Genomic DNA, 1350 nt, shown 5'->3' on the forward strand with positions numbered 1-1350 from the left:
GGTTGCTCCAGCTCCAGTTGGACCGGTTGGACCTTGGATTCCTTGCGAACCAGTTGGACCCGTGTCCCCTGTTGGGCCTTGTGCACCAGTTGCTCCTGTGGCCCCCGTTGGACCTTGGGGACCCTGGACCCCCTGCGGCCCTTGAATTCCTTGGGGACCTGTCGCTCCGGTTGCTCCAGTGACTCCCGTTGGACCTTGAATTCCTTGCGGGCCTTGTGAACCAGTAGCTCCCGTATCCCCTGTTGGGCCTTGGGGACCTTGCAATCCTTGCACACCTTGGGGACCGGTTGGACCTATTTCTCCTTGAACACCTTGAATTCCGGTTGGGCCTTGAGGACCAGTCGGACCTTGCACCCCTTGTATCCCCTGAATTCCCTGCGGACCTTGTGCTCCTGTTGCTCCGGTTGCTCCTTGTATCCCTTGGGGACCTTGTGCACCTTGAATTCCTTGGGGACCTGTTGGACCTTGAATTCCTTGAGGACCTTGGATTCCCTGTGGACCTTGATCTCCTGTCGCCCCAGTTACTCCTTGTATCCCTTGAGGCCCTTGTACTCCTTGCGGGCCTTGTAAACCCGTAACCCCAGTTGCTCCCGTTTCTCCGGTCGCTCCTGTCACTCCTGTTGAGCCCGTAATCCCAGTATCTCCAGTTGCTCCTGTAACCCCAGTTGCTCCTGTTGGTCCAGGTGGTCCACCGGATGGACCTGTCACTCCTGTCGGACCTGATGGCCCCGTTGGACCACTCGGTCCTGCAGGTCCTCCAGAAGGACCTGTTATCCCGGTTGGACCTGTTACTCCTGTCGGCCCTGTAGTTCCTTCCCCTGTCGCTCCGGTTACACCCGTATCCCCTGTTACTCCTGTTGGACCTTGGATTCCTTGAATTCCCTGCGGTCCTTGCACTCCTTGCGCACCAGTCGGACCTTGGATTCCTTGAATACCTTGCACTCCCTGCGCTCCCATTGGACCTGTTGGACCTATCGCCCCTTGAGTACCTTGAACACCTTGCGGACCCTCTGGACCCGTTGCACCTATATTCCCTTGAACGCCTTGGATTCCAGTTGCTCCTTGCGCTCCAGTTGCTCCTGTTACACCTTGAATTCCTTGTAATCCCTGTATTCCTTGTGGGCCTTCTGGTCCTGTCGCTCCTACTGGTCCTTGAATTCCTTGGATTCCTTGTGGACCCTCTGGACCTGTTGCTCCAGCTGGTCCTGGCACGCCTTGGATTCCTTGTGGACCCTGAAGTCCTTCTGGACCTTCTGGTCCTGTTGGTCCTATATCTCCCATCGGCCCTTGTATTCCTTGAACTCCTTGTGGTCCTGTTTCTCCTGTTGGACCTGGTACTCCTTGTATTCC

Annotated in this window: 1 pseudogene; it reads right to left on the reverse strand. The window is 56.7% G+C overall.

Going from position 1 to position 1350, the window contains the following annotated elements:
- Positions 1 to 1350 (reverse strand): annotated as a pseudogene (locus tag MR113_RS27140) (BclA-related collagen-like exosporium protein); the annotation flags it as partial.

Source organism: Bacillus cereus group sp. BfR-BA-01379 (assembly GCF_022663605.1).
GTDB lineage: Bacteria > Bacillota > Bacilli > Bacillales > Bacillaceae_G > Bacillus_A > Bacillus_A mobilis.